We start from the raw sequence: 24070 nt of genomic DNA, 5'->3' as shown, positions 1-24070 counted from the left end.
TCGCCGCGACCTGTTCTATCGGCTGCGCGGCCAGCCGATGACAGTCTTCGGCCGCGGGGTGGCGTAGGTCCTGACCTTCGACGTCGACAACCCCAATCGCACCAACCCTTCGGCAATCGTCACCGCCGCCGTTACCCCGTCCACCACCGGCACCCCGGTGCGCTGGCGAATGCGTTCGTCCAGCCCGGCCATGCCGCCGCATCCCAGGCAGATCACCTCGGCCTTGTCCTCGCGGATCGCCAGTTCCGCCTGCCGCACGATGGCCTCCATGGCCGCCAGCGGGTGTTCTTCCAGCTCCAGCACCGCCATGCCGCTGGCCCGCACCGAGGCGCAGCGTTGATACAGGCCGGCGAGTTTCAGGCGGTCCTCGATCAGCGGCACCGTGCGGTCCAGGGTGGTCACCACCGAGTAGGCGTGGCCGAGGAACATCGCGGTGGTGGCTGCCGCTTCGGTGATGTCCACTACCGGCACATTCAACAATTCCTGTAGGCCTTCGCGCCCATGTTCGCCATACCCGGCCTGGATCACCGCATCGAACGGCTGGTCGTAGGCCATCACGCGGTCCATCACCGCGATGGCCGCCAGGTAGCTCTCAAAATTGCCTTCCACCGATTCGGCGCCGAAGTACGGCGTGAGCCCGACAATCTCGGTGCCCGGCGAGGCCACGGACCGCGCTTGCTCGGCGATGGTCTGGGTGATGGATTCGGTGGTGTTGACGTTGACCACGAGGATACGCATGGAATGTCCTTTTTAATGACTGACGTTATCGACTGCAATGCTTTCACCGCTGACATCAGCGTAGAACGCTTGGCGCTTGGCGATCAGCCGGTACAACAGCCCTGCAATACCGGCGCCAAACAACCAGGAAAACGGCGAGACACTGGCAAACCCCGGCAACAGCGCCAGCAGGATGGCGATCACCGCCGCAGGAATAAATGCCGCCACCGCGCGCATATTCACGCCACGGCTGTAGTAATAAACGCCATTCGGGTCTTCGCTGTACAGTTGCGGCACATCGACCTGGCTTTTACGGATCAGCCAGTAATCGACCATGATCACCCCGTACAACGGCCCGAGCAGCGCGCCCAGGCCGGAAAGGAAATACACGATCACCAGCGGGCTGTTGTAGAGGTTCCACGGCAGGATCAGCACCGCCACGGCAGCGCTGATCAACCCGGCGCGGCGGAAGTTCAGGTACTTGGGCGCCAGGTTGCTCAGCACAAAGGCCGGGGCGACGAAGTTGGCCATGATGTTCACCGCCACGGTGACGATCAGGAACGCCAGGCAGCCGAGTACCAGGAAGAACGTATTGGGGATCGCCGCGATGATCTCGGTCGGGCTTTCGATCACCCGGCCATTGAGCTGGAACTGCCCGCCGCAGAGCAGCACGGTGATGGCGGCGAACACCAGGATGTTCACCGGCAGGCCCCAGAAGTTACCGACCTGGATGGTCTTGCGGCACGGCGAAGAGCGCGCGAAGTCGCAGAAGTTGAGGATCAACGTACCGTAGATCGCCAGCCACAGCGCGCCGCCGGCAAAGATATTGCGCCACATCTCGCCACCGGTGAGCGGCTCGCGGATCGACCAGGCGATGTGGCCGTCGGCCTGGAAGTACATCCAACCGGCCAGCGAAGCGACGGTCAGCAAAATCACCGGCCCGGCGAAGCCTTCGTAGCGACGCACGGTCTCCATGCCGTAGGCCAGGATCACCAGTTGCACGAACCAGATCGTCACAAAGCACGCCCAGCCCAGGGTCGACAGGCCCAGGATCGAGTTGTGGTCATAGTCGGCAAACCCCGGATGAATCGCCGTCAGCAATACTCGGAACACCACCGAGGCCAGGTAGGTCTGGATACCAAACCAGGCAATCGCAATGACCGCACGGATCAAGGCCGGAATCTGTGCGCCGTGAATGCCGAAGCTGATGCGGCTGATCACCGGAAACGGCACCCCGGTCTTCTGCCCCATATAACCCGACAAGTTCATGAAGAAGTACACCAGCGCCGCGCCGATCCCCAGGGATAACAGAATCTGCCAGCCACCCAGGCCCAGCGCATATAAGCCAATGGCGAACGAGTAATTGGCGATGTTGTGTACGTCGTTGGTCCATAACGCAAAGATGCTGTAGCGCCCCCAGCGTCGGCCTTCGACCTTGGTCGGCGCCAGGTCCCGGTTGTGCAGGCGCGGGCTGAGTACCAGCGGGCCGGGGCTCGCGGCCTCGGGGTTGAGGGCGGAGGAGGGCAGATCCAGTGCGAGGGTGTTCGAGAGGCGTGTACGCATTCCGGCAGGCTCCAGCACTGCTGCAGCAAAGCCGCAGCGGGAAAGTGTATGTATGTTTTGTATTTATTGTATACAAAGAGTACTTCACCTTAAGCCACATACGTGCCAGTTTTCGATCTATGAAAACCTTGGTTAATTTCGTTTTTATAGGTTCTATAAATAACTGACTGAATTCAAAGCGATATAAATTGACCGTTTGAACAGGTATTTATTTTTGACGGGGCAGAACCTCTGTTTAGAGAATAAACAGCGGCAGAGAGGAGATGTTACGTTTTGGTGCGAAGGTCGATGGATTGCACACATAAATGGCACCGATGGTTACATTTGTGTGTACATTTTTACGCTCGGCACAAAACAAATGTGGGAGGGGGCTTGCTCCCCCTCCCACATGGTTGACTGCGTCAGCGCTTAGGCCTTGCTGATGAGATTCCCGGCATGCAGCCCGCATTCCTTCTGCGTGGCTTCTTCCCACCACCAGCGGCCTTCGCGTTCGTGTTGGTTTGGCAACACCGGGCGGGTGCAGGGCTCGCAGCCGATGCTGATAAAACCGCGCTCGTGCAGGCTGTTGTACGGCAGCTCCAGCATGCGGATGTAACTCCAGATCTCTTCGCTGGTCATCTGCGCCAGTGGGTTGAACTTGTACAGGGTGCGCTCCGGGGTGGAGAAGGCCGTGTCGATTTCCAGCGCCGCCACTTGGCTGCGGGTGCCGGGGCTCTGATCGCGGCGCTGGCCGGTAGCCCAGGCGCGCACGCCGGAGAGCTTGCGGCGCAGCGGCTCGATCTTGCGCACGCCGCAGCATTCGCCATGGCCGTCTTTGTAGAAGCTGAACAAGCCTTTCTCTTTGACGAAGGGTTCCAGTTTGCTCTGGTCCGGCGAGATCAGCTCGATGTCGATCTTGTAGAACTCGCGCACCTGTTCGATGAAACGGTAGGTCTCCGGGTGCAGGCGGCCGGTGTCGAGGCTGAACACCTTGACGTTCTTGTTCAGCTTCCAGGCCATGTCCACCAGCACCACATCCTCGGCACCGCTGAAGGAAATCCACAGGTCATCGCCGAACTGGCTGAACGCCAGCTTGAGAATGTCCTGGGCAGATTTGTTGGCATAGGTCGTGGCGAGTTCAACGACATCGAAGGCTTGGTTCATCAGGACGGTTCCTACAGGTCAGTGGCGCTGAGCGCTCTATAGGAGAGTGATGGTATCAAAATCCGCCCTGCGTTGCGGCCGCCGCCTTGAATCGCTAGAGTTCGGCAGTCTTTTTGCTCGCTCGACTTGAACAATACAAATAGGAGTGTCTCGTGGAAATTGCCTGTCTCGACCTGGAAGGGGTACTGGTTCCGGAAATCTGGATCGCCTTCGCCGAAAAAACCGGTATTGAATCCCTGCGGGCGACCACCCGGGACATTCCCGACTACGACGTGCTGATGAAGCAACGCCTGCGCATCCTCGACGAACACGGGCTCAAGCTCGCCGATATCCAGGAAGTGATCGCTACCCTCAAGCCGCTGGACGGTGCCATCGAGTTCGTCAACTGGCTGCGCGAGCGCTTCCAGGTGGTGATCCTGTCGGACACCTTCTACGAATTCTCCCAGCCGCTGATGCGCCAGTTGGGGTTCCCGACCCTGTTGTGCCACCGCCTGATCACTGACGAAACCGACCGCGTGGTCAGTTACCAACTGCGCCAGAAAGACCCCAAGCGCCAGTCGGTGCTGTCGTTCAAGAGCCTGTACTACCGCGTGATCGCTGCCGGCGATTCGTACAACGATACCAGCATGCTGGGCGAGGCCGACCGCGGGATTCTGTTCCATGCGCCGGAGAATGTGATCCGCGAGTTCCCGCAGTTCCCGGCGGTGCATACGTTTGAAGAGCTGAAGAACGAGTTCATCAAGGCTTCGAACCGGCCGTTGAGCCTGTAAGTCGTTCCGCGCAGTTGGCGGCCCCATCGCGAGCAAGCCCGCTCCCACATTCGACCGCGTTTATCCTCTGGAAGCGCGGTCGAATGTGGGCGCGGGCCTACAGCCGCCTGAGTTCTTAAGCCCCTGCCAGCAACCGCTCATACGGGATGCTCAAGCCTTCATGCAGGCGCTTGATCATCGACAGGCTCAGCTTGCGCTTGCGGTTGAGCACTTCGGACACCCGGCCGCTGGTGCCGATGAAGGCCTCCAGGTCGCGCGCCGTCATGCCAAGTTGCTCCATGCGAAAGCGGATGGCTTCCACCGGGTCCGACGGCGGCATCGGATAATGTTCGGCCTCATACTTTTCAATGAGGACCGCAAGAATTTCCAGCTCATCGCCCTCAGGCGAGCCGATTGGCGCTTCCCATATCTGTTCGACGCGTGCGAGCGCGGCGGTGAGGTCTTCTTGGGAATGTATGGGTTTGATGTTCATCACACGGTCTCCGCGTTGATCTGATCGTACTGTGCGTGGGTTCCCACGAAACGTATGAACCCAAGCTGACGCTGATAATTGATCGCCATGATCACTCGATACCGGTTGCCGCCCACGTTGAATACAACCCTGCTGCCTTTGAGGATGCTCGCGGTTCCGAGCTCCGCCTTGAGCGCTTGCGGCGTTGGGTATGCAGCCTTCTCCATATGGCGATACAACTCGACCAGCGGTGTTTTGGCGTCGATGTAAGCTGGGTGGCTCTCCCAGAAGAGACGTAAGGTCGAGAACGCGATTATCCGCATGATCCTAACCTCCCAATTTGGGAGATGTTAGGCTCTGGCAAGTGCAGATGCAATCTTGGAAATATTTTCTGACGAGTAAGCAATCGCTTCATGTGATCCTTCACAGATGGCGGGTGGACGGTCGAAACCGGACGCTATCCTCCGGTTCACAGGCCGTCCACAGCGGTTCTGATTCAGGTTTTTTCCGCGGCCGGGCGTTGCCTCCCAACGCCAGGAAGGGCGCTGCGTTACAGGCTTTCCAGGGTTTGTAACAATACCCGCACCTTGGTCAGCGACTCCTGATATTCCGCCTGCCATTGCGAGTCGGCGACGATCCCGCCGCCGCCCCAGCAGCACACCTGGCCGTCCTTGACCAGCAGGCTGCGGATGGCGATGGAGCTGTCCATCTCGCCACGCACGTCCAGGTACACCAGCGAGCCGCAGTACAGCCCGCGGCGGGTTGGCTCCAGTTCGTCGATGATCTGCATTGCGCGGATCTTCGGTGCGCCGGTGATGGAGCCGCCAGGGAAGCTGCCGGCGATCAGATCCAGGGCGTCCTTGTCGTCGGCCAATTCGCCGGTGACGCTGCTGACCAAGTGATGCACGTTGGGGTAGCTTTCCAGGCTGAACAACTCCGGCACTTTCACCGAGCCGGTGCGGCAGGTGCGCCCGAGGTCGTTGCGCAACAGATCGACGATCATCAGGTTCTCGGCACGATCCTTGGGGCTGGCCAGCAGTTCGGCGGCGTTGGCGGCGTCTTCTTCAGGCGTCAGGCCGCGCGGGCGGGTGCCTTTGATCGGGCGGGTTTCGACCTGGCGCTGGCTGATCCTGACGAAACGTTCCGGCGACAGGCTCAGTACCGCGCCGTCATCCGGCAGGCTCTGGAACCCGGAAAATGGCGTCGGGCAGGCTTCGCGCAAGGCGCAGTAGGCCGCCCACGGATCGCCGCTGCACGCTGCGCGAAAGCGCTGGGTGAAGTTGACCTGGTAGCAGTCGCCCGCGCGGATATAGTCGTGGATGCGGGCGATGGCCTGCGCGTAGGTCTGGGCGCTGATGTCGGGGGTCATGGGGCCGTGGAGCTTGAAGTTGGCGGCTATCTCGGCGGCTGGCTGGCTGAACAGCTTGATCAGTCGCTGCCGCTCGCCATCGGCCAGTGTCGGGTGAAACACCAACTGGCTGGTCTGCGCCTGGTGATCGCTGACCAGGGCCCAGGCGTACAGCCCAAAACGTGCGTCCGGCAGGTGCAGATCGTCCACCGCGCGGTGCGGCAACTGTTCCAGGTGCCGGCCGAAATCGTAGCTCAGGTAACCGATCAGGCCGCCGACGAACGGTAACTCGTAGCCAGCCGGCAATGCCGCCTCACCCAACTGTGTAAGGTTTTCCCGCAGGCGTTGCAGGAACTCGCTGCCGCTTTCGTCAGGCCGCACCGCCAACGTCGCTTCGGGCCAGGCGCTGAGCAGGTCATAACGGCCCCGCTCGGCGGTCGGGCGGCCGCTGTCCAATAGCACCGCGCCAGGGGCATGGCGAATCGCCGCAAAATACTCGGCGGGGTTGGCCCGGTAGGGCAGTGGGTGTACGGAACAGGTCGACATGCGGGGTGGATCAGCTGATGGCGTGGGGGAGGGGATTGTAGACCCCCGTAGGATTTGGTCCTAGAGGGGATGTCGGGGATAGACAGATCGAAGGCCGGCTCAACCTTCGACGGCGGGGATGTGCCCGAACATGGCCTGCACGAACTTCACCCGTTCTTCCGGCGTTTCCGTCACGCCGGCAGCTTTCAGGGTTTCCAGTCGTGCCTCGACCGCATGGGTGCGCAGGGTCAGGCCGCAGTCGTTGGCGATCTGGATATTCAGCCCCGGCCGCGCATTCAGTTCGAGGATCAGTGGGCCTTTTTCCTGGTCCAGCACCATGTCCACGCCGATGTAGCCCAGCCCGCACAGCTCATAGCAGCCGGCGGCGAGCTTCATGAAACCGTCCCAGTTGGGCAGTTGCACGCCATCCACCGCGTTGGTGGTGTCAGGGTGTTTGGTGATGATGTTGTTCAACCAGGTGCCGCGCAGGGTCAGGCCGGTGGCCAGGTCGACGCCCACGCCGATCGCGCCCTGGTGCAGGTTGGCCTTGCCGCCGGACTGGCGGGTCGGCAAGCGCAGCATGGCCATCACTGGGTAGCCCATCAGCACGATGATGCGGATATCCGGCACGCCTTCGTAGCTGATGCTCTTGAAAATCTGGTCGGGCACCACGCGGTACTCGATCAGCGCGCGGTCGCGGTGGCCGCCCAGGGAGTACAGGCCGGTGAGGATGCTGGAAATCTGATGCTCGATTTCCTCATGGCTGATGATCTTGCCGGAGACCGTGCGATAACGCTCCTCAAAGCGGTCGGCGATGACGAGGATGCCGTCACCGCCAGCGCCCTGGGCCGGTTTGATCACGAAGTCGCTGCGCCCTTGGATGATCTCGTCGAGCTTGTCGATTTCCTTCTCGGTGGAAATCACCCCGTACATTTCCGGCACATGGATGCCAGCCGCCAGCGCGCGTTCCTTGGTGATGATCTTGTCATCCACGATCGGGTACAGGCTGCGCTTGTTGTACTTGAGCACGTAGTCCGCATTACGCCGGTTGATGCCCATGATGCCCCGCGCTTCCAGGGCCTTCCAGGTCTTCCAGAAGCCGAACATTACGAGTCAGCCTTGAGGAAGGCCTTGAAGCGCACCAGCTCGGTCAGGCGGTAGCCGCGATAACGCCCCATGGCCAGCATGAAGCCCACTAGGATCAGCAGGATCGCCGGGAAGGTGAACACAAAGTAGACCAGCTCCGGCACGCTCATGATCAGGTGCGCCAGGGACGCCGCGAACAGCGTGCCGATCGCCACTTTCAGCGCATGGCTGGCGCCGCGTTCTTCCCAGGTGATCGACAGGCGTTCGATGGTCATGGTCAGAATCACCATCGGGAACAGCGCCACCGACAGCCCGCGCTCCAGCCCCAGTTTATGGCTGAACAGGCTGATGGCCGCGATCAGCACCACCACGAAGGTCAGCACCACCGACAGCCTCGGCAGCATCTGCAACTTCAGGTGTTCCAGGTACGAGCGCAGCGACAAGCCCAGCGCGGTGATGATCGTAAACAGCACAATCCCGAAGCCCAGCTGAGTCTCGCGGAACGCCAGGGCGATCAGCACCGGGGTAAACGTGCCCAGGGTCTGCAGGCCGATCAGGTTGCGCAGGATCAGGATCACCAGCACGCCGATCGGGATCATCACCATGATCATGAAGGTCTGCTGGGTTTGCAGCGGCAGGCCGTACAGCGAGTATTCGAGGAAGTTGGCGTCGGTGTTTTCGTCGGTCAGCTTGGCCAGGCGGATCGCGTTCATTTCGCTGTTGTTCAGGCTGAAGGTGACCATGGCTTTCTTGCCGCCATCGACGGTGATCAGGTTTTCATCGCCGGTCCACCACAACAGGCGGTCGGCGGGCAGGCCTGGTTCGCCGGTTTCCGGGTTGAAGTACAGCCAGTCATTGCCATTGAAGCTGCGCAGCCACAGTTCCGGGGTTTGCGGCTGGTCGGCGACGAGGCGGATGGTGTGGACCTTTTCCACCGGCACGTGGGCGATGGACAGCAGCAGTTCGACGATCTTGGCCTTGTGCGGTGTCGAGGGGTCGCCCGCCAGCAGCAGCTTGACGTTGTCGTCGTTGAGGTTGTTGGTGCGCTTGATGGCTTCGGTAATAAAGGTTTCCACATCGGCCGAGTGCTGGCGGATCGGCGCGAGCAGGGCTTCGGCGGCGATTTTTTCCGGGCCTTCCACGGCGATGCTGTCGCGGAAGGTCGGGCCCTTGATCTTGACCTTTTCACCGCTGTAACGCTTGGTCAGCACCAGGCGGTAATACAGGGTCTGCTTGCCCTTGGCCCGGCGCGCCGACCAGGTGACCTTGCGGTTGCCATCGATGCGGTTGACGCTGACCCCGTAGTTATTCGAGATGAAACTCTCATTGAGGCTGACGAAGTCGCGGCTCAGGGGCGGCACGAACATCTGGATCTTCACCGGGTCTTTCGGGTTGGCGACGAACTCGACCTTGGCGTCGATGTTCCACAAGTCGTCGGTGGCGTCCTCGGTGACGGGAATGCCCAGCACGAAGATCTGGTAGGCGGTGACCGAAATACCCAGCACCACCAGGAGGGTGATGAGGATTTTCAGGTGCAGGGTCAGAGAGCGCATTCGGTTTACTCGGCGGTATGAGCGTCGGCGGCGCAGGCAGGTTTGCCCGCTGCGTATTTAAGACTGGGGTCGACCAGCGCATCAAAGCGTTTCAACGCTTCGGAGCCGATCAGCAGCGGGTATTGGAAAGCGCTGCGGTCAGTCAAGTTCACTTCGATGCTGCGTAAAGCGCTGCCCATGCAGATATCCAGGGCAATCACCGGACGGGCGGTGTAGTTCTTGTCCTCATCGGGGTCGTAGTCACCGGCGCGGCGCTTGATCTTGCTGACGCGGGCCAGTGGGCGTTCGATGGGGTGGGAATGGGCGGTGTCGATGGCCAGGTAGAAGCGTACCCAGGATTCGCCGTTGCGCTTGAAGCGTTTGATATCGCGGGCGCTCAACGAGGCGGTCTTGGCGCCGGTGTCGAGTTTGGCCGCCACTTCCAGGTCGATATCCGCCAGCTTGGCGTATTCGTTGAGGCCATACACGGTCTTCTCGGCGGCAGCGCATAGCCCCGGCATAAGTCCTGGTATGAACAGTAGGCAAAACAATCGGGGGAAGGGCTTGAGTCTCATAAATCCTGAGGCGGTGCAGTGCGATGTTCAATTCAAGGCGACTGGCATTGCTGCGCAAGCTCCCTCGTGCGCCGTTTCATCAAGAGATGTCAGGCAAAAGCGGCGTCTATTCTAACATGATGCTTTTTTGGCGCCAGCGCTGGCAGGCGGCCATGTCCTTGTTGCTTACAACGGCGGTTATTAGACGATTGTCGACAATGTTGATTTATTCTTTGACTAAGTAGGGCTTATTGGCTAGTTTTTGCGGCATTGCTTTTAAAGGTGTCGACAATATGCTGGTTCAATCGGAAGCTCCGGTGGTCTCCCCGGAAGAATCCCAGACAATGTCGGAGAATGTCTTTAGGCGTATACAGGCCGCTATCGTCAAAGGCGAGATCGCCCCCGGCAGCAAGATCTCCGAGCCGGAACTGGCGCGCACCTACGGCATCAGCCGCGGCCCGTTGCGTGAGGCGATCCACCGTCTCGAAGGCCAGCGCCTGCTGGTGCGCGTGCCCCATGTGGGCGCTCGCGTGGTGTCGTTGAGCCACGCGGAATTGATCGAACTCTATGAAATCCGCGAATCCCTCGAAGGCATGGCGTGCCGCCTGGCCGCCGAGCGCATGACCGATGCGGAGATCGAAGAACTGCGCCAGGTGCTGCATACCCACGAACGGGATGCGGCGTTCCAGGCGGGTGTCGGCTATTACCAGCAGGAAGGCGACTTCGACTTTCATTACCGGATCATCCAGGGCGCGGGCAACCGCACCTTGACCCAAATGCTCTGCGGCGAGCTGTACCAGTTGGTGCGTATGTACCGCATCCAGTTCTCCGCAACCCCCAATCGTCCACGCCAGGCCTTTGCCGAGCATCACCGTATTCTTGACGCGATCGCCGATCGCGACGGTGAACTGGCCGAGTTGTTGATGCGTCGTCACATCGGCGCCTCCAAACGCAATATCGCCCGCCACTTCCCAGGCGGTGCTCCCCAGACAGCCACTCAGCGAGGTGAGTCATGAGTTCCAATAACAACCGCACTCCAGGCCAGCGTTTCCGTGACGCGGTCGCCAGCGAACACCCATTGCAGGTGGTCGGCACGATCAATGCCAACCACGCACTGCTGGCCAAACGCGCCGGTTTCAAGGCGATCTACCTGTCGGGTGGCGGGGTGGCCGCGGGCTCCCTCGGCGTGCCGGACCTGGGCATCACCGGCCTCGATGACGTGCTGACCGACGTGCGCCGCATCACCGACGTGTGCGACCTGCCGCTGCTGGTGGACGTGGACACCGGTTTCGGCTCCTCGGCGTTCAACGTGGCACGCACCGTCAAGTCGATGATCAAGTTCGGCGCCGCTGCCATCCATATTGAAGATCAGGTCGGCGCCAAGCGCTGCGGTCATCGCCCGAACAAAGAAATCGTGTCCCAGCAGGAAATGGTCGACCGCATCAAGGCCGCCGTGGATGCGCGCACCGATGACAGCTTCGTGATCATGGCGCGTACCGATGCGCTGGCCGTCGAAGGCCTGGAATCCGCCCTGGATCGCGCCGCCGCCTGCATCGAGGCCGGCGCCGACATGGTGTTCCCGGAAGCCATCACCGAGCTGGACATGTACAAGCTGTTCGCGTCAAAGGTAAAGGCGCCGATCCTGGCTAACATTACCGAGTTCGGTGCAACCCCGTTGTACACCGTCGATCAACTGAAATCTGCCGATGTTTCCATCGTGCTGTACCCGCTCTCGGCCTTCCGCGCCATGAACAAGGCCGCCGAAAACGTCTACACCGCGATCCGTCGCGACGGCACCCAACAGAACGTGATCGACACCATGCAAACCCGCATGGAGCTTTACGATCGCATCGACTACCACACCTTCGAGCAGAAGCTCGACGCGCTGTTCGCCGCCAAGAAGTAACGAACGCGCCTCCCGGATAACTACAAAATTGGAGAGTAACCATGGCTGAAGCAAAAGTACTGAGCGGCGCTGGCCTGCGTGGCCAGGTGGCCGGGCAGACCGCACTGTCCACCGTGGGCCAGGCCGGTGCCGGCCTGACCTATCGCGGCTACGACGTGCGCGAACTGGCCGCTGATGCGCAGTTCGAAGAAGTCGCCTACCTGCTGCTGTACGGCGAATTGCCGACCAAGACCGAACTGGCTGCCTACAGCGCCAAGCTGAGCAAGCTGCGTGACCTGCCCCAGGCGCTCAAGGAAGTGCTCGAGCGCATCCCGGCCGACGCCCACCCGATGGACGTGATGCGTACCGGTTGCTCGTTCCTCGGCAATCTCGAGCCGGAGCAGGACTTCAGCGTACAGCGCGATGTCACCGACCGTCTGCTCGCTGCCTTCCCGGCGATCATGTGCTACTGGTACCGCTTCAGCCATGACGGCAAACGCATCGACTGCGTGACCGACGAACCTTCCATCGGCGGTCACTTCCTGCACCTGCTGCACGGCAAGACGCCGAGCGAGTTGCACGTCAAAGTGATGAACGTGTCGCTGATCCTGTACGCCGAGCACGAATTCAACGCGTCGACCTTTACCGCGCGTGTCTGTGCGTCGACCCTGTCTGACTTGTATTCGTGCATCACCGCCGCCATCGGTTCGCTGCGCGGCCCGCTGCACGGCGGCGCCAACGAAGCGGCGATGGAAATGATCGAGCGCTTCTTGTCGGCCGAGGACGCCGTCGACGGCACCCTCGCCATGCTGGCGCGCAAGGACAAGATCATGGGCTTCGGTCACGCGATCTACAAAGACAGCGACCCGCGCAATGAGGTCATCAAGGGCTGGTCGAAACTGCTCGCCGAAGAAGTGGACGACAAAGTGTTGTTCCCGGTCTCCGAAGCCATCGACAAGGTCATGTGGGAGCAGAAGAAGTTGTTCCCCAACGCCGACTTCTACCATGCCTCGGCGTACCACTTCATGGGCATCCCGACCAAGCTGTTCACCCCGATCTTCGTGTGCTCGCGCCTCACCGGCTGGGCCGCGCATGTGTTCGAACAGCGCGCCAACAACCGCATCATCCGTCCAAGCGCTGAGTACATCGGCGTCGAACAGCGCAAGTTCGTGCCAATCGAACGTCGCTGAAGGCCGACGATTCCAGGATTGAAATGAGGTCAAAAGGTGGGAGGGGGCTTGCCCCCTCCCACATTTGAATCACATTTCAAATCTGGATCAGTGGGTTCCTTTTGTAATCACCGTGACCGAGTCCTGACGATGAACACTGAATTTCGCAAATCGCTCCCCGGCAGCCGCCTCGATTACTTCGACGCCCGCGCGGCTGTCGATGCAATCACCCCCGGCGCCTACGCCACCTTGCCTTACACCTCCCGCGTACTCGCGGAAAACCTGGTGCGTCGTTGCGACCCGGCCACCCTCAATGCTTCCCTGAGCCAACTGATCGAGCGCAAGCGCGACCTCGACTTCCCTTGGTTCCCGGCGCGGGTGGTGTGCCATGACATCCTCGGCCAGACCGCCCTGGTCGACCTCGCCGGCCTGCGCGATGCCATCGCCCTGCAAGGCGGCGACCCGGCCCAGGTCAACCCGGTGGTGCCGACCCAACTGATCGTCGACCACTCCCTGGCCGTCGAAGCCGGTGGTTTCGACCCGGACGCGTTCGAGAAAAACCGCGCTATCGAAGACCGCCGCAACGAAGACCGCTTCCACTTTATCGAGTGGACCAAAAAAGCCTTCAAGAACGTCGACGTGATCCCGCCGGGCAATGGCATCATGCACCAGATCAACCTGGAGAAAATGTCTCCGGTGATCCAGGTGCGTGACGGCGTGGCGTTCCCCGACACCTGCGTCGGCACCGACAGCCACACCCCGCACGTGGATGCCCTCGGCGTGATCGCCATCGGCGTCGGCGGCCTCGAAGCCGAGAGCGTGATGCTCGGCCGCGCCTCGTGGATGCGCCTGCCGGAAAGCGTCGGCGTGGAGCTGACGGGCAAGCTGCAACCCGGCATCACCGCCACCGACATGGTGCTGGCGCTGACCGAGTTCCTGCGTCAACAGAAAGTGGTGGGCGCATGGCTCGAGTTCTTCGGCGAAGGTGCATCGGCACTGACCCTGGGCGACCGCGCGACCATCTCCAACATGGCCCCGGAATACGGCGCCACCGCGGCGATGTTCTACATCGACCAGCAGACCATCGCCTACCTGAAACTCACCGGCCGTGAAGACGCACAAGTCGCCCTGGTCGAGCAATACGCACGCCAGACCGGCCTGTGGGCCGACGACCTCAAGGGCGCGAAATACGAGCGCGGCCTGACCTTCGACCTGTCCAGCGTCGTGCGCAACATGGCCGGCCCGAGCAACCCGCACGCCCGTGTCGCCACCAGCGACCTCGCCGCCAAAGGCATCTCCGGCCAGTGGGAAGAAGTACCGGGGCAAATGCCCGACGGTGCGGTCATCATTGCCGCGATCACCAGCTGCACCAACACCAGCAACCCGCGCAACGTGATCGCCGCCGGCCTCCTGGCGCGCAACGCCAACAAGCTGGGGCTGAGCCGCAAGCCGTGGGTCAAGTCGTCCCTGGCGCCCGGTTCGAAAACCGTGGCCATGTACCTCGAAGAAGCCGGCCTTGGGCACGAACTGGAAAAACTCGGTTTCGGTGTGGTGGCCTTCGCCTGCACCACCTGCAACGGTATGTCCGGTGCGCTCGACCCGGTGATCCAGCAAGAGATCATTGACCGCGACTTGTACGCCACCGCCGTGTTGTCGGGTAACCGCAACTTCGACGGGCGTATCCACCCGTATGCCAAGCAAGCGTTCCTGGCTTCGCCGCCGCTGGTGGTGGCCTATGCGATTGCCGGTACCATCCGTTTCGACATCGAGAAGGACGTGCTGGGCCTCGACGCCAACGGCAAGGAAATCCGCCTGAAAGACATCTGGCCGAGCGACGAAGAAATCGACGCGGTGGTCAAGGCGTCGGTCAAGCCGGAGCAGTTCCGCAAAGTGTATATCCCGATGTTCGCGATCCACGAAGACACCGGCCCGAAAGTCGCGCCGCTGTATGAGTGGCGCCCGCAAAGCACCTATATCCGCCGTCCGCCGTACTGGGAAGGCGCGCTGGCCGGTGCGCGGCCGCTTAAGGGTATGCGCCCGCTGGCAGTGCTGCCGGACAACATCACCACCGACCACCTGTCGCCGTCCAACGCGATCATGCTCGACAGCGCCGCCGGCGAATACCTGGCGAAAATGGGCCTGCCGGAAGTCGACTTCAACTCTTACGCGACCCACCGGGGCGACCACCTGACCGCGCAACGCGCCACCTTCGCCAACCCGAAACTGTTCAACGAAATGGTCGTCGAAAACGGCAAGGTCAAGCAGGGGTCCCTGGCGCGCATCGAGCCGGAAGGCAAGGTCACGCGCATGTGGGAAGCCATCGAAACCTACATGGAGCGCAAGCAGCCGCTGATCATCATCGCCGGCGCCGACTACGGTCAGGGTTCGTCCCGCGACTGGGCAGCCAAGGGCGTGCGCCTGGCGGGTGTGGAAGCGATTGCCGCCGAAGGTTTCGAACGCATTCACCGCACCAACCTGGTGGGCATGGGCGTGTTGCCGCTGGAGTTCCTGCCGGGCACCGACCGTCACACGTTGAAGATCGACGGCAGCGAAACCTATGACGTGGTCGGCGAACGCACCCCGCGCGCGCAGTTGACCCTGGTGATCAACCGCAAGAATGGCGAACGTGTCGAAGTGCCGGTGACCTGCCGCCTGGACACCGCCGAAGAAGTGTCGATCTACGAGGCGGGCGGCGTGTTGCAACGTTTTGCCCAGGACTTCCTGGAATCGGCGGCGACCGCCTGAAGAGGATAACCATGTCACACGTACCGCAAATCAAGATCCCCGCCACCTACATGCGTGGCGGCACCAGCAAGGGTGTGTTTTTCAGCGTCCAGGACCTGCCCGAGTCGGCGCAGGTCCCGGGGGCCGCACGCGATGCCCTGCTGTTGCGGGTGATCGGCAGCCCCGATCCCTATGACAAGCAGATCGACGGCATGGGCGGCGCCACGTCGAGCACCAGCAAAACCGTGATCCTGGCCAAAAGCAGCCGCGCCGAGCATGACGTGGACTACCTGTTCGGCCAGGTCGCCATCGACAAACCGTTCGTCGACTGGAGCGGCAACTGCGGCAACCTGTCGGCGGCGGTGGGTTCCTTCGCCATCAGCGCGGGCCTGGTCGACCCGGCCCGCGTGCCCCGCGACGGCGTGGCCGTGGTGCGGATCTGGCAGGCCAATATCGGCAAGACCATCATCGCCCACGTACCGATCACCGACGGCGCGGTGCAGGAAACCGGCGACTTCGAACTGGACGGCGTGACCTTCCCGGCCGCCGAAGTGCAGTTGGAGTTCCTGGACCCGGCCGCTGAAGAAGAGGGCGGCGGTGGTTCGATGTTCCCCACAGGCAACCTGATCGATGACCTGGAGGTGCCGGGTGTCGGCACCTTCAAGGCCACGCTGATCAACGCGGGTATCCCGACAATCTTCATCAACGCGCAAGACCTGGGCTATACCGGTACCGAGCTGCAAGGCGCAATCAACGGCGACCCGAAAGCCCTGGCGATGTTCGAGACGGTGCGGGCCTATGGCGCGTTGCGCATGGGCCTGATCAAGCATCTGGACGAAGCCGCCCAGCGTCAGCACACGCCAAAGGTGGCCTTCGTGGCACCGCCTGCGGACTACGTGGCTTCCAGCGGCAAGGCGATCAAGGCCGGCGATATCGACCTGCTGGTGCGTGCCTTGTCCATGGGCAAGTTGCACCACGCGATGATGGGCACCGCAGCGGTGGCGATCGGCACGGCTGCGGCGATTTCCGGGACCTTGGTCAACCTCGCGGCGGGCGGCGTAGAACGCAACGCGGTGCGCTTCGGGCATCCGTCCGGCACCTTGCGGGTCGGCGCTGAAGCCACCCAGGTCAACGGCGAATGGGTGGTGAAGAAGGCCATCATGAGCCGTAGCGCGCGGGTGTTGATGGAAGGCTTTGTACGCGTCCCAGGCGACGCGTTCTAAGGCTCGATACACATCCAATGTGGGAGGGGCTTGCCCCCGATAGCGGTGTACCAGTCGACACATTCATTGACTGACCCACCGTCATCGGGGGCAAGCCCCCTCCCACAAGGGATCCCTATTCCAAGGCAGGCATCGAAGATCTGCTTCCAGTAACCGTGAGCCCGAGGACTGACCCCCCACCCACTTTGGAGAACAACCATGAGCGCCAACGTCGACCAGAACACCCGCCCCGACTACGACCAGGTTTTGCAGGACATCGCTGACGGCGGGCGGCGCTGAAGCCACCCAAGTCAACGGCGAGTGGGTGGTGAAGAAGGCCATCATGAGCCGTAGCGCGCGGGTGTTGATGGAAGGCTTTGTACGCGTCCCAGGCGACGCCTTCTAAAACCCAACACCAATCCCCTGTGGGAGGGGGCTTGCCCCGATAGCGGTGTACCAGTCGACACATTCATTGACTGACCCACCGTCATCGGGGGCAAGCCCCCTCCCACAAGGGATCTCTATTCCAAGGCAGGCATCGAAGATCTGCTTCCAGTAACCGTGAGCCCGAGGACTGACCCCCCACCCACTTTGGAGAACAACCATGAGCGCCAACGTCGACCAGAACACCCGCCCCGACTACGACCAGGTTTTGCAGGACATCGCTGACGGCGGGCGGCGTAGAACGCAACGCGGTGCGCTTCGGGCATCCGTCCGGCACCTTGCGGGTCGGCGCTGAAGCCACCCAGGTCAACGGCGAATGGGTGGTGAAGAAGGCCATCATGAGCCGTAGCGCGCGGGTGTTGATGGAAGGCTTTGTACGCGTCCCAGGCGACGCCTTCTAAAACCCAACACCAATCCCCTGTGGGAGGGGGCTTGCCCCCGATAGCGGTGTACCAGTCGACACATTCATTGACTGACCCGCCGTCATCGGGGGCAAGCCCCCTCCCACAAGGGATCTCTATTCCAAGGCAGGCATCGAAGATCTGCTTCCAGTAACCGTGAGCCCGAGGACTGACCCCCCACCCACTTTGGAGAACAGCCATGAGCGCCAACGTCGACCAGAACACCCGCCCCGACTACGACCAGGTTTTGCAGGACATCGCTGACGGCGGGCGGCGTGGAACGCAACGCGGTGCGCTTCGGGCATCCGTCCGGCACCTTGCGGGTCGGCGCTGAAGCCACCCAGGTCAACGGCGAATGGGTGGTGAAGAAGGCCATCATGAGCCGTAGCGCGCGGGTGTTGATGGAAGGCTTTGTACGCGTCCCAGGCGACGCGTTCTAAAACCCAACACCAATCCCCTGTGGGAGGGGGCTTGCCCCCGATAGCGGTGTACCAGTCGACACATTCATTGACTGACCCACCGTCATCGGGGGCAAGCCCCCTCCCACAAGGGATCTCTATTCCAAGGCAGGCATCGAAGATCTGCTTCCAGTAACCGTGAGCCCGAGGACTGACCCCCCACCCACTTTGGAGAACAGCCATGAGCGCCAACGTCGACCAGAACACCCGCCCCGACTACGACCAGGTTTTGCAGGACATCGCTGACGGCGGGCGGCGTGGAACGCAACGCGGTGCGCTTCGGGCATCCGTCCGGCACCTTGCGGGTCGGCGCTGAAGCCACCCAGGTCAACGGCGAATGGGTGGTGAAGAAGGCTATCATGAGCCATAGCGCGCGGGTGTTGATGGAAGGCTTTGTACGCGTCCCAGGCGACGTGTTCTAAAACCCAACACCAATCCCCTGTGGGAGGGGGCTTGCCCCCGATAGCGGTGTACCAGTCGACACATTCATTGACTGACCCGCCGTCATCGGGGGCAAGCCCCCTCCCACAAGGAATCTCTATTCCAAGGCAGGCATCGAAGATCTGCTTCCAGTAACCGTGAGCCCGAGGACTGACCCCCCACCCACTTTGGAGAACAGCCATGAGCGCCAACGTCGACCAGAACACCCGCCCCGACTACGACCAGGTTTTGCAGGACATCGCTGACTACGTCCTCAACTACCGGATCGACTCCCCAGCCGCGCTGGACACTGCGCGCAACTGCCTGATGGACACCCTCGGTTGCGGCCTGCTGGCGCTGCGGTTCCCGGAATGCACCAAGCACCTGGGGCCGCTGGTCGAGGGCACGGTGGTGCCGTTCGGCGCGCGGGTGCCGGGCACGTCGTTCCGGCTCGACCCGGTCAAGGCCGCCTGGGACATTGGCTGCATCGTGCGCTGGCTCGACTACAACGACACTTGGCTCGCCGCCGAATGGGGCCACCCCTCGGATAACCTCGGCGGCATCCTCGCCGTGGCCGATCACCTCTCGCAACGACGCGTGGCCAATGGCGACGCGCCGCTGACCGTGCGCGCAGTGCTGGAAGCGATGATCATGGCCCACGAGATCCAGGGTGTGATTGCCCTGGAAAACTCCTTCAACCGTGTCGGTCTTGACCATGTGCTGCTGGTGAAAGTCGCCTCGACGGCGGTCACCGCCAAGCTGATGGGCGCCAACCGCGAGCAACTGCTGTCGGCGCTGTCCCACGCCTTTGTCGACGGTCAGGCATTGCGTACCTATCGGCACGCACCGAATGCCGGTTCGCGCAAATCCTGGGCGGCGGGCGATGCCTCCAGTCGCGGTGTGCGGCTGGCAGACATCGCGCTGCGCGGCGAGATGGGTATTCCCGGGGTGTTGAGCGCGCCGCAATGGGGCTTCTACGACGTGCTGTTCAGCCACACCAACAAGGACCTGGCGCTCAAGCCCGAAGACAAGCGCACCTTCAGCCTGTCCCAACCCTACGGCACCTATGTGATGGAAAACGTGCTGTTCAAGATCAGCTTTCCCGCCGAGTTCCACGCGCAAACCGCCTGCGAAGCTGCGGTGACCTTGCACCCGCAGGTTGTCGATCGCCTGCACGACATCGAACGCATCGTGATCACCACCCATGAGTCGGCGATTCGGATCATTTCCAAGGTCGGCCCATTGGCCAATGCGGCCGACCGCGATCACTGCCTGCAATACATGACCGCCGTGCCGCTGGCCTTCGGCACGCTGGTGGCCGAGCAGTACGAAGATGAGTTCCACGCTGCGCACCCGATCATCGACGAGCTGCGCGAAAAGATGGTGATCGTCGAAGAGCCCCGCTACAGCCGCGAATACCTGGAGGCGGACAAACGTTCCATCGCCAACGCGGTGCAGGTGTTCTTCAACGATGGCACCCACACCGAGCAGGTCGCGGTGGAGTACCCGATTGGGCATCGTCGGCGCCGGGTGGACGGTATTCCGTTGCTGGAAGACAAGTTCAAGGCCAACCTGGCGACGCGCTTTACGGCCCAGCGCAGTGCCGAGATTTTTGCGTTGTGCAAGGATCAGGCGCGGCTTGAAGCCACGCCGGTGAATCGCTTTGTGGATTTATGGGTGATATGACCGCGCCGTGGTTGCGCACGCTCGCGAAGGGCAGGTTTTGACACAGACATACTTTGCGATTGATGCGTCCTACATCTTCGGAACCGTTTTCAGATAGAAGCCAATCAGGTGTCAGATGCCCTGCAGGCGCGGGTCATCTGGCAAGCGATGCTTGTGGATCAAACACCTGAATCTGAAAAGGCCCTTTTATGAATAGCGTAAACAATCGCCCGCCAATGCCCAACACCGTCGGCTATGACATGTCGCCGAACGCCAGGCTCCGTCGCGCCGACGAGAGCCTCAGAGTACCTGACAGTCCTCTGGCCAAGGCGTCGTCTGCGGCAAAAAACGCGGTACCCGCTCATCTGGAACACCTCTCTGGCCAGAACAAACAGTTGGCCGAAAAGTATGATCAGATGGTCGCCAAGTTAACGCCGCAAATCATGAAGCTTCAGGAGCAAGTGAACCAGCTTGCGCAGCACCCCAAGGTGAAGGCAGCGTCTGGAAAAGAGGCGGCACCGTCGAACCCCAGTACTCGTGGTGATCCTGCGGCGAAGCAGAACGGCACGTCGCCTGAAGCGCGCGGCCGTATGGACAATACACAAGGGGCCGGGCGGGATGCTCCTCCCTCCCTTGAGCGCTTGACTGCCGAAAATAAGCAACTGGGCGATAGGCTCAATAAGTTGGAGTCCGGTTTCAATTCGGTCGTTAAAGGGCTTCAAGACCAGATCGGTGATTTGAGTAAGAAGTTGGGCGCGGATACTCCCCAGACCCGGATGCCTCCCGCAGCGCAGGGGCAGGGGCAGGGGCAGGCCAATCAGGGTGCTTCTTCCGGTCAAGGCAAGCAAGGCGCAGCGCAGGGTCAGGGTCAGGCCAATCAGGGTGCTTCTTCCGGCCAGGGCAAGCAAGGCGCAGCGCAGGGTCAGGGTCAGGGGCAGGCCAATCAGGGTGCTTCTTCCGGTCAAGGCAAGCAAGGTGCGGCGCAGGGTCAGGGTCAGGCCAATCAAGGTGCTTCTTCGGGTCAAGGCAAGCAAGGCGCGGCGCAGTCCAACGAAAGCAACCCGTCGGCCCGGTCCGATGAATCAAACCAGGCGCCTCGTACCCTCGAGGATCTCGCACGCGACAATGAGCAACTTCGCACACGCATCGACCAGATGATGGCTGAATTTTCCAAGGTGATTTCCGAACTGCAGAAGCAAATCGAGCAGCTGAATAACCAGATCAAAGCGCTGAAGGGTTAAGTTCAGCGATAGAAAAACGGGTCAATGTGGGGCGGTAAGCCCGCACCTGCATCGACCCCGTTCTGCTGAACATTCATTCAAAGCGCAAAATAACCCGACGGTTATGCTTGCTCTTCTTCTCGATCTTCTCGCAAAACACCCGGCCGATTTCTTCGGTGTTGATCACATGGGTGCCGCCGCATGGCTGGATATCGATTCCGGCAATTTCAATTACGCGCACCGAGCCCTGGATCACGGGCGGAGCTACCGCTTGGGTGCGGGTGATCTGCAGCAGGGTTGCGTACTCCGACGCGGGCATCGACAGGGTTTTCACCTGATGAGCCTGTTCGATCAGCGCGTTGATATCGCGGGTGATGCTGTCTTTGTCCAGGGTCATTTCCGGCAGGTCGAAATCCAGTCGCCCTTTGTCGGCGCTGATGCTGCAGCCGGTGACCGGGGCGTCGATGAGTGAACACAGCAGGTGCAGGCAGGTGTGCATTTTCATGTGCTGGTAGCGCCGTTCCCAATCGAGGCTGGCATCCACCTGGGCCCCGGCGCTCAACTGCTCGGGACAGTGTTCCACCTGGTGCCAGATGATCGAGCGCTGCACCGGGTCGCGCACCGTGCCGAGGATGTCCACGCGCGTGCCGTCGTCCAGGGTGAAGTGGCCGGTGTCGCCGGGTTGCCCGCCGCCGGTAGGGTAGAACAGCGTGTGCTCCAGGGCGATGCCGTGTTCGCTGACGGCAATCACCCGGGCGCTGAAGGCGTTCTGGTAGGGCGCGCTGTCAAACAGCGCCAGGGTTTCCATGGTGTGCACAGACATGTTCAACCTCCGACAATCAATGGGCTGGCTTGCAGCAGGTGACGCACCATTGCGCTCAAGCCAGGGGGGGAAAGCAGGGTGATTTCAAATTCCGGCCCGCAGACTTTCAGGTTCAGCGGCAGGCGTGGCAGGCGGTCGCCCATTTCGATGTGGCGCAGGCGAAATTGCAGGTGATGGCGTTCTTTCACCGTGGGTTCGAGCATCAGCCCCTGCAACGGGTGAAAGTCGGCGTCCAGCACCGTGACCTTGTGGCTGGCATTGATCTCGCCGACCACGTGCAGGCGCTCATCGAGAGCGAAGGCGCCGAGGTAGCTGCTGTGCTCCGATTCGTCGTTCTTTTGCAATTGGATCTGGTTGACCACCTTGACCTTGGTCCCCGCCGGTACGTCCTGGGTGATCACGCACGCTGGGCTGATGAACACGTTGTCGCCGATCTGCACGTAGCCGAGCACGCGGGCGCCGGAGCCGATTTCGACGTTGTTGCCCAGGCGCGGGTGGCGCTTGCCGTCGGGGTTGTTGGCAATGCCGCGAGCGCCGAGGGTCACGCCGCAGAGGATGTAGCAGTCGTTGCCGATCTCGCAGGTTTCACCGATCACCGTGCCGTAGCCATGGTCGAGCACAAAGCGCCGACCGATGCGTGCTGCCGGGTGAATCTCCGCGCCGGAGAGGATCTTGCCCTGGTTGCTGAGCTTGAGGGCAATGCGCGAAAACATCCCGTTGGTCTGGTCGGGAAAATGCCACACCCGGTGCGCCAGCCGGTAGAACAGCACCGCCTTGAACGAGGCATAGGATTCCAGGATCAACTCGCCGCGCCCGCGCGACGCCGGGTCGCGGTAGGCGTAGGCAATCAGGTCCTCGGCCACCGCCTGGGCGGCGCTCTGGACCAACGGCGCCAAGTGCGGCTCCAGCTGCTTCATCTGCGTGGGCGTCAGGGTCTTGATGAGGTGGGTAAGCAATTCATCGTGCAGATGTTGCATGTCGATAAAGCCGCCCATGGAGGCACCCCCGCATTCTGGATGGTTGGATAACCGGTTATTCGAAACTGGGCAGGTAGCTGTCGGCATTGTCGTAGACCATGGTCAACACCACCGTTTCGGGCGGTAACTCCGGGGCGAGCTTGGCGATGGCCACCATATTGGCGGCCGAGGACAGGCCCAGGCTGATGGCATCGGTACGCATGATGCGTTTCATCATGTCGAGGCATTCCACGCGCGACACCTTGAGCATGCCGTCCAGCACGTCCAGGTTGAGGATGCTCGGGATCAAGCCGATCGACAGGCCCTGGATATGGTGGGGTGCGTGCTGGTTTTTCAGCAGGTCGCATTCCTCCGGTTCCACGCCCATCACGCGCAGGGCCGGCCAGGCGGCCTTGAGGGTTTCGCCGATGCCGGTGATATGGCCGCCGGTGCCGATGCCGCTGACGAAGTAGTCCACGCGCTGCTCACCGAAGGCGCTGAGGATCTCCGGCGCGGTGGTGTCGCGGTGCGTCTGCGGGTTGGCGCCGTTGCGTTGCTGGTTGAGCATCACGTAGCTGGGGTTTTCCAACTGCAACTCCATGCATTTCTCGCCATGGGAATTGTTGCCGAGGCGGCTGTCCGACAGCACCACCTTGGCGCCATACAGGCGCAGCAGTTTCTGCTTTTCGGGGCTGTAGTTATCCGGGATCACCAGCACCACTTTGTAGCCGAGCACGTTGCCAGCCATCACCAGGCCAATGCCGGTGTTGCCGCCGCTGGGTTCGATAATGGTTTGCCCGGAGTCGCGCATCAGCACGCCGCGACGCTCGGCGTCGAGGATCATGCCCAAGGCGATGCGCGCCTTGTGGCTGCCGCCGGGGTTGAGCGATTCCAGTTTGGCGTAGACCTCGATACCGAGGTCTTCGGACAACTGCGCCAGGCGCACGATCGGTGTGTGGCCGATGGCGTCGAGAATTGAGTTATGCAACATCAGGTCGTTACCCAGGGCCGTGA

General features: G+C 61.6%; 20 protein-coding genes and 4 pseudogenes. 12 read left to right on the top strand and 12 right to left on the bottom strand.

Annotated elements, in window-relative coordinates; all coding sequences use genetic code 11:
* Window positions 1-15 precede the first annotated feature (15 nt).
* The 3 genes from RGV59_RS28625 to RGV59_RS28615 form a co-directional block, all read right to left on the bottom strand.
* Entirely contained in the window at window positions 16-738 is a 723-nt protein-coding gene (locus RGV59_RS28625) for an aspartate/glutamate racemase family protein (protein ID WP_017848485.1), read from the bottom strand.
* A 12-nt stretch (window positions 739-750) separates the two neighbouring features.
* Window positions 751-2280 carry an NCS1 family nucleobase:cation symporter-1 gene (locus tag RGV59_RS28620; protein ID WP_126585508.1) on the bottom strand — a complete coding sequence of 510 codons (1530 nt, stop codon included), beginning with the start codon at window positions 2278-2280 and terminating at the stop codon, window positions 751-753.
* A gap of 408 nt (window positions 2281-2688) precedes the next feature.
* The gene (locus RGV59_RS28615; protein WP_017848483.1) at window positions 2689-3423 is read right to left on the bottom strand and encodes a phosphoadenylyl-sulfate reductase; all 735 of its coding nucleotides are present in this window, start codon (window positions 3421-3423) and stop codon (window positions 2689-2691) included.
* A gap of 152 nt (window positions 3424-3575) precedes the next feature.
* Here RGV59_RS28615 and thrH point away from each other — a divergent pair, with 152 nt between their 5' ends.
* Complete coding sequence (gene thrH / locus RGV59_RS28610; protein ID WP_017848482.1) at window positions 3576-4193, top strand: bifunctional phosphoserine phosphatase/homoserine phosphotransferase ThrH; 618 nt, start codon at window positions 3576-3578, stop codon at window positions 4191-4193.
* Between the two features lie 115 nt (window positions 4194-4308).
* Here thrH and RGV59_RS28605 read toward each other — a convergent pair whose 3' ends face one another.
* The 6 genes from RGV59_RS28605 to RGV59_RS28580 form a co-directional block, all read right to left on the bottom strand.
* Window positions 4309-4665: a helix-turn-helix domain-containing protein gene (locus tag RGV59_RS28605; protein WP_017848481.1), complete on the bottom strand. Its 357-nt coding sequence runs from the start codon at window positions 4663-4665 to the stop codon at window positions 4309-4311.
* On the bottom strand, window positions 4665-4967 hold the full coding sequence (locus RGV59_RS28600) for a type II toxin-antitoxin system HigB family toxin (RefSeq protein ID WP_046489372.1): 303 nt from the start codon (window positions 4965-4967) through the stop codon (window positions 4665-4667). The genes RGV59_RS28605 and RGV59_RS28600 overlap by 1 nt, the downstream gene beginning before the upstream one ends.
* A 227-nt stretch (window positions 4968-5194) precedes the next feature.
* Window positions 5195-6538 (bottom strand): aminodeoxychorismate synthase component I, encoded by a 1344-nt coding sequence (gene pabB / locus RGV59_RS28595; protein ID WP_046489374.1) that lies wholly within the window; start codon window positions 6536-6538, stop codon window positions 5195-5197.
* Window positions 6539-6637: 99 nt separating this feature from the next.
* A complete protein-coding gene (locus RGV59_RS28590; RefSeq protein ID WP_017848478.1) occupies window positions 6638-7624 on the bottom strand; it encodes an alpha-L-glutamate ligase-like protein in 987 nt (328 codons plus the stop codon).
* The gene (locus RGV59_RS28585) at window positions 7624-9156 is read right to left on the bottom strand and encodes an inactive transglutaminase family protein (protein WP_046382414.1); all 1533 of its coding nucleotides are present in this window, start codon (window positions 9154-9156) and stop codon (window positions 7624-7626) included. The genes RGV59_RS28590 and RGV59_RS28585 overlap by 1 nt, the downstream gene beginning before the upstream one ends.
* A gap of 5 nt (window positions 9157-9161) precedes the next feature.
* Window positions 9162-9710 (bottom strand): ATP-dependent zinc protease, encoded by a 549-nt coding sequence (locus RGV59_RS28580; RefSeq protein ID WP_026140213.1) that lies wholly within the window; start codon window positions 9708-9710, stop codon window positions 9162-9164.
* 272 nt (window positions 9711-9982) lie between these two features.
* Here RGV59_RS28580 and RGV59_RS28575 point away from each other — a divergent pair, with 272 nt between their 5' ends.
* The 11 genes and pseudogenes from RGV59_RS28575 (at window position 9983) to RGV59_RS28525 (ending at window position 21298) form a co-directional block, all read left to right on the top strand.
* The gene (locus RGV59_RS28575; protein WP_017848475.1) at window positions 9983-10705 is read left to right on the top strand and encodes a GntR family transcriptional regulator; all 723 of its coding nucleotides are present in this window, start codon (window positions 9983-9985) and stop codon (window positions 10703-10705) included.
* A complete protein-coding gene (gene prpB, locus RGV59_RS28570; protein WP_017848474.1) occupies window positions 10702-11595 on the top strand; it encodes a methylisocitrate lyase in 894 nt (297 codons plus the stop codon). Before RGV59_RS28575 ends, prpB begins: the two co-directional genes overlap by 4 nt.
* Before the next feature lie 41 nt (window positions 11596-11636).
* Window positions 11637-12764, top strand: a complete 1128-nt coding sequence (gene prpC / locus RGV59_RS28565; protein ID WP_017848473.1) for a 2-methylcitrate synthase — start codon at window positions 11637-11639, stop codon at window positions 12762-12764.
* A gap of 129 nt (window positions 12765-12893) precedes the next feature.
* Window positions 12894-15488 carry a Fe/S-dependent 2-methylisocitrate dehydratase AcnD gene (gene acnD / locus RGV59_RS28560; RefSeq protein ID WP_046489377.1) on the top strand — a complete coding sequence of 865 codons (2595 nt, stop codon included), beginning with the start codon at window positions 12894-12896 and terminating at the stop codon, window positions 15486-15488.
* A gap of 11 nt (window positions 15489-15499) precedes the next feature.
* Window positions 15500-16690, top strand: coding sequence for a 2-methylaconitate cis-trans isomerase PrpF (prpF, locus tag RGV59_RS28555; protein WP_322247129.1), 1191 nt, complete (start codon window positions 15500-15502; stop codon window positions 16688-16690).
* Between the two features lie 271 nt (window positions 16691-16961).
* Window positions 16962-17075: pseudogene (locus RGV59_RS28550) on the top strand (PrpF domain-containing protein); the annotation flags it as partial.
* 256 nt (window positions 17076-17331) lie between these two features.
* Window positions 17332-17514 (top strand): annotated as a pseudogene (locus RGV59_RS28545) (PrpF domain-containing protein); the annotation flags it as partial.
* 257 nt (window positions 17515-17771) lie between these two features.
* A pseudogene (locus RGV59_RS28540) lies at window positions 17772-17954 on the top strand (PrpF domain-containing protein); the annotation flags it as partial.
* A gap of 257 nt (window positions 17955-18211) precedes the next feature.
* Window positions 18212-18394: pseudogene (locus RGV59_RS28535) on the top strand (PrpF domain-containing protein); the annotation flags it as partial.
* 199 nt (window positions 18395-18593) lie between these two features.
* Window positions 18594-20078, top strand: a complete 1485-nt coding sequence (prpD, locus tag RGV59_RS28530) for a 2-methylcitrate dehydratase (RefSeq protein ID WP_017845196.1) — start codon at window positions 18594-18596, stop codon at window positions 20076-20078.
* A gap of 188 nt (window positions 20079-20266) precedes the next feature.
* The gene (locus RGV59_RS28525) at window positions 20267-21298 is read left to right on the top strand and encodes a DUF4200 domain-containing protein (protein ID WP_126585507.1); all 1032 of its coding nucleotides are present in this window, start codon (window positions 20267-20269) and stop codon (window positions 21296-21298) included.
* A gap of 73 nt (window positions 21299-21371) precedes the next feature.
* Here RGV59_RS28525 and RGV59_RS28520 read toward each other — a convergent pair whose 3' ends face one another.
* From RGV59_RS28520 to RGV59_RS28510, 3 genes are read right to left on the bottom strand one after another with little or no spacing between them, the layout of a single operon-like run.
* Window positions 21372-22100: an alanyl-tRNA editing protein gene (locus RGV59_RS28520; RefSeq protein ID WP_126585506.1), complete on the bottom strand. Its 729-nt coding sequence runs from the start codon at window positions 22098-22100 to the stop codon at window positions 21372-21374.
* Window positions 22101-22102: 2 nt separating this feature from the next.
* A complete protein-coding gene (locus RGV59_RS28515; protein WP_017845199.1) occupies window positions 22103-23095 on the bottom strand; it encodes a serine O-acetyltransferase in 993 nt (330 codons plus the stop codon).
* 37 nt (window positions 23096-23132) lie between these two features.
* Window positions 23133-24047, bottom strand: a complete 915-nt coding sequence (locus RGV59_RS28510; RefSeq protein WP_126585505.1) for a PLP-dependent cysteine synthase family protein — start codon at window positions 24045-24047, stop codon at window positions 23133-23135.
* Window positions 24048-24070: the final 23 nt, after the last annotated feature.

Origin of the sequence: Pseudomonas sp. FG1, assembly GCF_034313875.1 — a bacterium.
In the GTDB taxonomy this organism is placed as follows: Bacteria; Pseudomonadota; Gammaproteobacteria; order Pseudomonadales; family Pseudomonadaceae; genus Aquipseudomonas; species Aquipseudomonas veronii.
Note: the sequence above shows the minus strand (reverse complement) of the source record. Positions and strands in the feature narration are given on the sequence as shown.

Coding starts and splice junctions, on each gene's coding strand:
- RGV59_RS28620 (WP_126585508.1), bottom strand. CDS start 2,280: ATGCGTACACGCCTCTCGAACACCCTCGCACTGGATCTGCCCTCCTCC.
- acnD (WP_046489377.1), top strand. CDS start 12,894: ATGAACACTGAATTTCGCAAATCGCTCCCCGGCAGCCGCCTCGATTAC.
- RGV59_RS28575 (WP_017848475.1), top strand. CDS start 9,983: ATGCTGGTTCAATCGGAAGCTCCGGTGGTCTCCCCGGAAGAATCCCAG.
- RGV59_RS28615 (WP_017848483.1), bottom strand. CDS start 3,423: ATGAACCAAGCCTTCGATGTCGTTGAACTCGCCACGACCTATGCCAAC.
- pabB (WP_046489374.1), bottom strand. CDS start 6,538: ATGTCGACCTGTTCCGTACACCCACTGCCCTACCGGGCCAACCCCGCC.
- RGV59_RS28520 (WP_126585506.1), bottom strand. CDS start 22,100: ATGTCTGTGCACACCATGGAAACCCTGGCGCTGTTTGACAGCGCGCCC.
- prpF (WP_322247129.1), top strand. CDS start 15,500: ATGTCACACGTACCGCAAATCAAGATCCCCGCCACCTACATGCGTGGC.
- RGV59_RS28625 (WP_017848485.1), bottom strand. CDS start 738: ATGCGTATCCTCGTGGTCAACGTCAACACCACCGAATCCATCACCCAG.
- RGV59_RS28585 (WP_046382414.1), bottom strand. CDS start 9,156: ATGCGCTCTCTGACCCTGCACCTGAAAATCCTCATCACCCTCCTGGTG.
- RGV59_RS28590 (WP_017848478.1), bottom strand. CDS start 7,624: ATGTTCGGCTTCTGGAAGACCTGGAAGGCCCTGGAAGCGCGGGGCATC.
- prpB (WP_017848474.1), top strand. CDS start 10,702: ATGAGTTCCAATAACAACCGCACTCCAGGCCAGCGTTTCCGTGACGCG.
- RGV59_RS28515 (WP_017845199.1), bottom strand. CDS start 23,095: ATGGGCGGCTTTATCGACATGCAACATCTGCACGATGAATTGCTTACC.
- prpD (WP_017845196.1), top strand. CDS start 18,594: ATGAGCGCCAACGTCGACCAGAACACCCGCCCCGACTACGACCAGGTT.
- RGV59_RS28600 (WP_046489372.1), bottom strand. CDS start 4,967: ATGCGGATAATCGCGTTCTCGACCTTACGTCTCTTCTGGGAGAGCCAC.
- RGV59_RS28605 (WP_017848481.1), bottom strand. CDS start 4,665: ATGAACATCAAACCCATACATTCCCAAGAAGACCTCACCGCCGCGCTC.
- RGV59_RS28580 (WP_026140213.1), bottom strand. CDS start 9,710: ATGAGACTCAAGCCCTTCCCCCGATTGTTTTGCCTACTGTTCATACCA.
- RGV59_RS28510 (WP_126585505.1), bottom strand. CDS start 24,047: ATGTTGCATAACTCAATTCTCGACGCCATCGGCCACACACCGATCGTG.
- prpC (WP_017848473.1), top strand. CDS start 11,637: ATGGCTGAAGCAAAAGTACTGAGCGGCGCTGGCCTGCGTGGCCAGGTG.
- RGV59_RS28525 (WP_126585507.1), top strand. CDS start 20,267: ATGAATAGCGTAAACAATCGCCCGCCAATGCCCAACACCGTCGGCTAT.